Source organism: Rhodopirellula sp. JB055, assembly GCF_043100905.1.
In the GTDB taxonomy this organism is placed as follows: Bacteria; Planctomycetota; Planctomycetia; order Pirellulales; family Pirellulaceae; genus Rhodopirellula.
Genome location: NZ_JBICHO010000265.1, coordinates 1 through 8174 on the forward strand (window position 1 = coordinate 1; position 8174 = coordinate 8174).

The 8174-nt window shown below is 57.2% G+C and carries 4 protein-coding genes and 1 pseudogene; all 5 read right to left on the reverse strand.

Annotation, left to right across the window (positions count from 1 at the left end):
* Positions 1-642: 642 nt before the first annotated feature.
* Positions 643-2142: pseudogene (locus tag ACF8AM_RS10715) on the reverse strand (DUF1501 domain-containing protein).
* 53 nt (positions 2143-2195) lie between these two features.
* Positions 2196-5822 (reverse strand): PSD1 and planctomycete cytochrome C domain-containing protein, encoded by a 3627-nt coding sequence (locus ACF8AM_RS10720; RefSeq protein WP_392555633.1) that lies wholly within the window; start codon positions 5820-5822, stop codon positions 2196-2198.
* A 172-nt stretch (positions 5823-5994) separates the two neighbouring features.
* Positions 5995-6588: a flavin reductase family protein gene (locus tag ACF8AM_RS10725; RefSeq protein WP_392555634.1), complete on the reverse strand. Its 594-nt coding sequence runs from the start codon at positions 6586-6588 to the stop codon at positions 5995-5997.
* On the reverse strand, positions 6585-7385 hold the full coding sequence (locus tag ACF8AM_RS10730; RefSeq protein ID WP_392555635.1) for an inositol monophosphatase family protein: 801 nt from the start codon (positions 7383-7385) through the stop codon (positions 6585-6587). Before ACF8AM_RS10730 ends, ACF8AM_RS10725 begins: the two co-directional genes overlap by 4 nt.
* Positions 7386-7434: 49 nt before the next feature.
* A partial coding sequence (locus tag ACF8AM_RS10735; RefSeq protein WP_392555636.1) for a protein kinase occupies positions 7435-8174 on the reverse strand: 740 nt, incomplete at its 5' end.

Below are 8174 nucleotides of genomic sequence, written 5' to 3' on the forward strand. Positions count from 1 at the left end.
TCTGACAGTCCGGGGCTCTAACCAATTGAGCTACCGCGCCTGGAAGAGACAACCAAATCGTTTGAAAACACGGCTCGGAATCTTCTTCGAAGGCTCACAGTGGGATGAAGAAAGTCTCATCTCCGCTGCGATGGGGTGGAGTATATCTATGCTCGGATTGCTTGCAAGGCCGGTCTGAGGGGTCGTCGAAAATTTTGTTTGGCGCCCCCTGAATCAAGTGGTTTTGTGCCGGTTCTAGCGGTCAGTCCTTGCGTGATTCTCGCATCTGAAGGTTTCTACTTCGCAAGCCGGCGTTCTATCCGACGAACGGAACACTCCGAACTAGATTTGATGACACGTACCCCGTGAAACACATGCAATCGAGAGTTCCGCCATGGACGCTTTCCTGCTCGCCTTTTCAATCGTCGAATATTTCTGGGATTGTTGGTTGGAGTTGAAGCTTTACTTCTTTCACCTGACAAAATTCCAGTGGATGCTGCTTTCCATCGCTTCCGTGCTGAGTGGATTTCTCTGCTTACGCGGAGACAGATTCCGTATCTGAGCGGAAGGTTGCTCCCGATCACTGACCTTGAAACGCGATCATCCAAATTAAAAAAGCGAAGCCGCCGAGTTGTTCGGCGAGCTTCGCTTTTTTTGTGGACCTTAAGCGAGTAGTTCGCGAACGACACGAGCTTCTTCCACACCCGTCAAACGCTGGTCCAGCCCTTGGAAGGGGTAGGTGAACCGTTCGTGATCGATTCCCATCTGGTGCAGAATCGTCGCGTTCAAGTCGCGAATGTGAACACCGTCGCGGACAATGTTGTAGCTGAACTCATCGGTCTCACCGTGCACGACTCCTTGCTTGATCCCGGCACCTGCCATCCAAATGGAGAAGCACTTGGGGTGGTGGTCGCGGCCGTAGTTCGTTTTGGTCAGTGCGCCCTGGCAGTAAATCGTGCGGCCAAATTCGCCGCCCCAAACGACCAGGGTATCGTCCAGCAATCCACGTTGCTTCAAATCAGTGAGCAAGCCGGCCGACGGTTGATCGGTGTCGCGGCATTGATTGGGAAGGTCCTTGGGCAAGGCTCCGTGTTGATCCCAACCGCGGTGGAAAATTTGTGTGAAGCGAACGCCGCGCTCTGCCATCCGCCGGGCCATCAAGCAGCAGTTGGCGAAGGTGCCGGGTTTCTTCACATCGGGGCCGTACAGATCGAGCACGTGCTGCGGTTCGTCACTCAGGTCGGTGAGTTCTGGCACGCTGGTTTGCATCTTGAACGCCATTTCGTACTGAGCGATCCGGGCTTCGGTTTCGGGATCGTGCCAGCGATCGAGCGTGTTGCGATTCAGTTCCGCCAGGGTGTCGAGCATCCGGCGACGCACGCCGGAGTCGATTCCGTCCGGGTTGGACAGGTAAAGCACTGGGTCGCCCGCACTTCGCAAGGCCACGCCTTGGTACTTGCTAGGCAGGTAGCCGCTTCCCCACAGTCGGTTGTAAAGCGCTTGAGCCTGTTTGCGACCGGTCCAGGAGGCGGTCATCACGAGGAACGCGGGAAGGTCTTCGTTTTCGGTCCCCAGTCCGTAGCTCAACCACGAGCCCAAGGACGCTTTGCCGGGAAGTTGATTGCCGGTGCAGATGTACGTGATCGCGGGATCGTGGTTGATCGCTTCGGTGTACATCGATTTGACCAGAGCGATCTCGTCAACTTTCTTGGCCATGTGCGGGATCAGTTCGCTGGCCATCGTGCCGTTGGCACCATGCGGGCTGAACTTGTAGATGCTCGGCGCGATCGGAAAGCGAGATTGACCACTGGTCATCGTGGTCAACCGTTGCCCTTGCCGGATTGACTCGGGCAAGTCTTTGTCAAACCAATCGGCCATTTCTGGTTTGTGATCCCACATGTCCATTTGGCTGGGAGCACCCGACATGAACTAGTAGATCGCTCGCTTGGCCGCCGGTTCATGGTGGGGCAACCCTGGTTGGCCGGGGACGCCAGGGCCGGACGGACCTGCGGGAGGCGTGGCAATCGAAACCGATTGGCTGTCGGCAGCGCGAGCCATCCCGGGCATCGAAGCCAGGGCGGCGGCACCCAGTCCCGCGGCCGCGCGGGAAAACAGCGATACGCGGGTCCAGTGTTGCATGCGTTCTTTCAGAACCCACGACATCAACGGGGACTGCGTCAGCGAGTTCCAATCTTCGCAAGGGAATTCAGAGCGACTCATTTGCAAACCACCTCGTCCAAGTTCAAAAGGGTATTCATGACGACAGTCCATGCGGCCAGTTCAGGATCGGGGGCTCCGACCAATTGCCGTGCTTCCTCGAGTTGGACCGAGTAGTGTTCCGTTAGATCCGCCAGCAAGCGTTCCAGAGATCGCAGTTCGCTGGTTTCGATCGGACGCAGCGTCACGCGTTGGAATGCGGACTGAATTCGTTTGCGAGAGATCGCTTCCCAGTCCGATGGATCGGGAGTCGGTGCAGCGGTGATCTCATCGGCCATGGCTCGAGCGGCCGCCATCGCTTGCGTTTCATTGAGCAACAGCAACGCTTGCATCGGTGTGTTGGTTCGTTCGCGACGCGCGGTGCAGGATTCACGACTTGGTGCATCAAACGTTGACATGACCGCCGGGGCACTGGTGCGTTTCCAAAACGTGTAAACGCTTCGTCGCACGGTTTTGTCGCCTTCATCGGGGACGAAGTTGGCGGTGTTGCTGTCGGTGTAACCCACCGCTGCCCAGAGCCCTGCGGGTTGGGGTGGTTTCACTCCTGGGCCGCCGCGCTCAGCGACCAGCAATCCGGAAATCGCCAGCATTTGATCTCGAATCGTTTCCGCGTCCAGGCGGAATCGTGGGCCACGTGCGTAATAGCGGTTGCTTGGGTCGACCGCCAACATTTGACGGGTCGCGGTCGCGTCGCGGCGATAGGTTTCAGTCATCACCAATCGTTTCATCATCTCCTTCACGTTCCAACCGCTATCGCGAAAATCGAGGGCCAGTTCATCTAGCAATTCAGGGTGGGAAGGCAAATGCCCTTGGCTGCCAAAGTCTTCGCTGCTTTTGACCAACCCATGGCCGAATAGTTGTTGCCAGAATCGATTGACGGCGACTCGAGCGGTCAGCGGGTGCTCGTCGAGAAGCAACCACTGAGCCAATCCCAATCGGTCGTTGGGGGCACCTTCGGGGAATTCAGGCAGGAAGCCAGGTACGGCTCGTTCCACCTTTTCACCAGGAGAATCATAGAGGCCACGTTCCAAGATGAACGCGTCACGTGGGGTGGCCGTTTCTTTCCAAACCAACGTCGTGGGAATTTGTTCGTTGATCTTGTCTTGCATCCCCCGCATGCCGTCTCGCATGTCATTGAGTGCGATCCAGCGTGGGTGATCGCAAACCACTTCTCGGTAGAACGCTCGCGCGGCTCGCCAATCCAAACTCGGGGACGCTTCGTTTTCCGTGGGGGCGGGCAAGGATGCCAATCGTTCCGTCAACGGTTCGGCGAACTGCACGCTGGGCGAGTTGATTGCAAACGTCAAGGTCGCAGGCCCGCTGCGGTTGACGTGTCGGATGAACAAGTGGTTGTCACCCTTTTTGAGCGGCAGCGTGTGCTGGTTGCTCAGCGGTTGGAATTCGTTGTCTTTCCGCTTGCCGATTTTTTGCTTGGCGATTTCTTTGCCGTTGAGGAACAGCACGCTGCCCTCGTCCGTGCCCAGCATCAACTCAACCGATTGGTCCGATGGCGAATGGATGAGTTGATGAACCACCGACACGCTCGGCGAGTCATCCAGGGTGGGCAATTCGTTGGCAAGAATCGAGACGATGTCCGTACGAGGTTGCCAATTGTGTTCGTTGCCGTCCAGCGTGATGGCTTGGGTGGGATCAAATTCGTTTTGGTCTTCGCCTGCGAATGTTTCGTTCAGGCCTTTGCCAACCTTCTCGATGGGGAGCGGTCCGATCAAATGCGATTCACCCAGGACAATTCGCTGGTCCGCCGGCACTTGGTTCGCGGAAGAGTGCAGTGAGAGAGCAACCTTGCGAAGCATGTGAGCAACGTGCACGGATTCGTAGTGCAGCGAAACTCGGATTTGGCCACTCTCGTTTTCTGAGGCGGGGACTTCGGTTGAGGGGATCACGAACCAGGCCGTTCGGTCGCCGGTGGCTTCGTGACCGCCGACCGCCCAACCGCGGGTGTCGTCGATCTTTACGTCGATCGCGTTGTCCACTGTGAAGATGTCGCTGTCTTGGGCTCGCGTGGCGGTTGCCGAACGGATTGGAATCTTGACCCAGTCCGATTGGTCGTCGGGTCGAGTTTCAATTTTGATCTCGCTGAGCACAGCGTTCTTATTGGACGCGGTGCCGACACGTGGATGTTCTTTATCGGTGATCGCGTGCAGTTGCAGCATTTGCCAAGTGCCCGCTGGCAGAGGCGCGACAATTTGCATCACGTCTTTGGCTGGCGGGGTGCCGTCCCATTCGACGGTGCCATCCTCGTTCCGTTTGAATTTGCCTTGGTTCTTCGTGGTGACTTCCGCGGGCATCAGATTCGCGTGAATTGATTCTTCGGTCGATGCCAGTGATTGTTGCCATTGAAGTTGAGCGGCATCCACCTCCGGTAGCGGCCCTGCCATTTCTCGATCCAGGTCGGCGATGTCGGATGCGATTTGCGAAAGTTCAGCGGATTGTTCTTCGGAGGGAACACGGATCACGGGAGCGTGATCCTTTTTGTTGCCATCCATCGCTCGGCCGTCCAGCGAATTGAAATACGCGGACAGGGCGAAGTAATCTTTTTGAGTGATGGGATCGAATTTGTGATCGTGGCAAACGGAGCATCCCGTGGTTAACCCAAGGAAGATCGTGCCGAACGAGTCGGTGCGGTCAATGACGTTGCGAGCGAAGACTTCATCGTAGATCGAACCGCCTTCGTTGGTCGTTACGTTCAGGCGATTGAAGCCGCTGGCGATCTTGTTGGTCAGGGATTCCGCTGCGTCGGTCTCGGGCAACAAATCACCGGCGAGCTGGCGTGTGATGAACTCGTCGAACGACATGTTTTCGTTGAAAGCATCGATCACCCAGTCTCGATAGGGCCACATCTCGCGGTAGTTGTCCAAGTGCAAACCGTGAGTGTCGCCGTAGCGCACTAGGTCGAGCCAGAATCGGGCCATGTGCTCGCCATAGTCAGGCGTCGCGAGCAATTCTTCCACGTAGTTTTCGTAAGCATCCGGTGCGGGGTCGGACACAAACGCTTCGACTCGTTCCAGCGTTGGCGGCAGGCCGGTCAAGTCCAGCGACACGCGACGGGCGAGTGTTCGGCGGTCGGCGGCGTCGGCGGGAGACAGTCCCAGTGATTGCAGTTCCAAGTCAATCCATTGATCGATTCGATCTCGGGCGGTTGTCTCGCTGGTGTCCTTTGTCGACGGCAGTTCGTGACGGCGAGGCGGTGTGAAGGCCCAGTGCGATTCGTAAACGGCTCCTTCGGCGACCCATTGATTGAGCCGTTTGATTTGCTCGGGCGACAACGGTTTATGGAAGTCCGCTGGCGGCATGATCATGTCGGGATCGTCGGTCTCGATCCGCTCGATCAGCAGACTTGCCTTCCAATCGTCTTGGTCGATGACATCTGCGATCCCTTCTGCGGAATCCAGTCGCACACCGGCTTTTCGGTCATGCTCGTCAGGTCCGTGACAGGCGAAGCAGTTGTCCGAAAGGATCGGACGGATGTCGCGGCCGAAATCGATCTTGGCGGGTTGGGTGGGTTCTTCGGCCCAAACTGAACTGGCCAGGAACAGGGACGCGGCAATCCATCCAAAGGTGCGGCAGCCAAACGTGCGGCAAGACGCGAAGACGTTCCGAATCATCGAGGAACCCAGGCAGGAGGAAGGTTGGGTGGGCGGGATGATCTATCCTACTAACAATGCCAGGATGCTCCAAACCAATAGACTTTGGCGTTTGGGCGTTGTTGGGGTCGCCTTTTGCCTCGGTGTGTTGGGTATGGAGCAATGAAGTTCCCTCGTTTCCTGCCAAGGGACTTCATTCAAAGCGATCGCGAGTCCGTGTGTATCGCGGACCACCCATTCGACCAATGGTGAAAATTCTTTCTGGATCGGGCAATCCGTTCTCTCCGGTGACTGAATCTGCCACGTAGAAGGAGACGATGCGTCCGACAACCAAGTTGGCACCGCCACGTCCGGGGCCCAATTGCATGGAGGTCAACATCTCGCATTCCATCGCGGCGACCACATCGGCGACTCGCGGCACGTCGACTTTGGTCGAAGGTGCTTTTTGCAAACCTGTCAGGACGAATTCGTCTTCATCGGGTCGCACGTCCGCCGCCGATTGTTTCATTGATTCGGCGAATTCCTCGGTGACGACGTTCACGACGAATTGACCGTTGGCGCGAACGTTGGCAAGCGTGTCTTTGGCAGTTCCGTCCAGACGATTGACCGGACAAAACATCACCGTCGGCGGGTTGGCACCCACGCCACCGAAGAAACTGTAAGGAGCCAGGTTGGCAACACCGTCGGGTGACAACGTTGAAACCCAGGCAATCGGCCGCGGCGTGATCAACGCGACCATGGATTCATAGACCGAGCTGATCGAAACGTCGTTGGGATCGATGATCATGAGCCGTTCAGCTCCTGAGTCAGAAGCGATTGCAATTCGGGCGTGGCGGAAACGCAGAATTTGGGGTTCCAATCATCGAATGCCCCGCCTCCATAGCCTTCCAAGACAGCGCCTGATTCACGAGCGATGACCGTTCCGGCGGCTGAATCCCATGCGGCGACGTTGGTGGCCCAGTACCCATCGAGTCGTCCGTCGGCGACGTAACACATGTTGAGCGCGCACGAACCCAAGCGTCGCAGCGAACGGCATTTTTCGAGGACCTTCACGAACCGAGCGACCTCGGGCGAATCGGCGGTCACACCCGCGCGAAAGCTGCAAGCGATCAGGCTTTCGTCCATCGCTGTGCAACCGCTGGCGGACATCTTTTGGCCGTTGCAATGCGCGCCTTGTCCATCAATGGCGGTGAACATCTCGTCTCGTGTGGGGTCGTAAATGACGCCCAGTCGCATTTTGCCGGCGGCGTACAATCCGATGGAAACCGCAAAGCTTTGAAGTCGATGGACGAAATTGATCGTGCCGTCCAAGGGATCCACAACCCAGCATGGTGGAGCGTCCGGATCGCCGGCTCGCACGTTGGCCGGTGGATCGTTTTCGCCTTCTTCTTCGCCGACGAAGGCGTAATCCGGATAGGCGTGAGTCAGGATGTCACGGATGGCTTTTTGAGACGCGAGGTCGGCATCGGTGACAAGGTCTTTGGGAGCTTTTTCTCTAACAACGCGGTCGTTGCGTCGCGACATCAGCTCCGCGGCTCCGGCGCGAGCCGCGTCGACGGCCAGCCTCAAATGGGCATTGTCCATGAAGTCTGTCTTGGGGTTGGTTGGAGGCGGTCCGAAGGGTCGGAAGCCGTCAGTCGTTTTCCAACCGGCGCAGCTCTTCCAACCACAAACGAATGTCATTGTCGTATTCTGTCGACATATTGCCAATGATGAGCTGTCGATGGAATGCCGCTGCGCCTTGTTCGACGTGCTCGGCGGCTTCCGCACTAATGAACCGCAGGGTTGGATCGGGAGCAATCAATCCTCGTAAGAAGTTCATCAGCAACGCGTTGCGAAGCACTTCTTCGGGAAGAATGCGTTCCAGGTTCATCGGCAGTTCACGTTTCGCTTGCAGCAGCTCGCCGAGGTTCTTGGTGCTGTTGAACGGGTTGAACCCCGACAACAGTTCCACCAGCACGTAACCGACGCTGGCCAAGTCACTGCGAGGCGTCGCATCGAGGTTGTCGAGCACTTCGGGCGCGGCGTACAGCGGCGTGCATTCGCGATCTTTGGGTGGGTTGCGATAATCGATGGACGATCCCATGTCGATCAGTTTCGCGTGCCCACTGCGTTTCAGCATGATGTTGGCGGGTTTGACATCACCATGGACGATTCCGTCGCGGTGCAGTGCCGCCAGCGCCGCCAAGCATTCGCGAACAATCGCGACGGCGACGCCGGGTTTGAATCGAGATTGCTCAGGGCCTTCGGTGATGATCACATCGTTGATGTATTTCCATCGTTTCGGTGTGATGTGGTCACGCAGCAATTCCAGGCACTTGGGCATGACCAATTGCCGGAGATCGTATCCATCGACCCATTCCATCAGCATCA

Coding starts and splice junctions, on each gene's coding strand:
- ACF8AM_RS10725 (WP_392555634.1), bottom strand. CDS start 6,588: ATGATCATCGATCCCAACGACGTTTCGATCAGCTCGGTCTATGAATCC.
- ACF8AM_RS10720 (WP_392555633.1), bottom strand. CDS start 5,822: ATGATTCGGAACGTCTTCGCGTCTTGCCGCACGTTTGGCTGCCGCACC.
- ACF8AM_RS10730 (WP_392555635.1), bottom strand. CDS start 7,385: ATGGACAATGCCCATTTGAGGCTGGCCGTCGACGCGGCTCGCGCCGGA.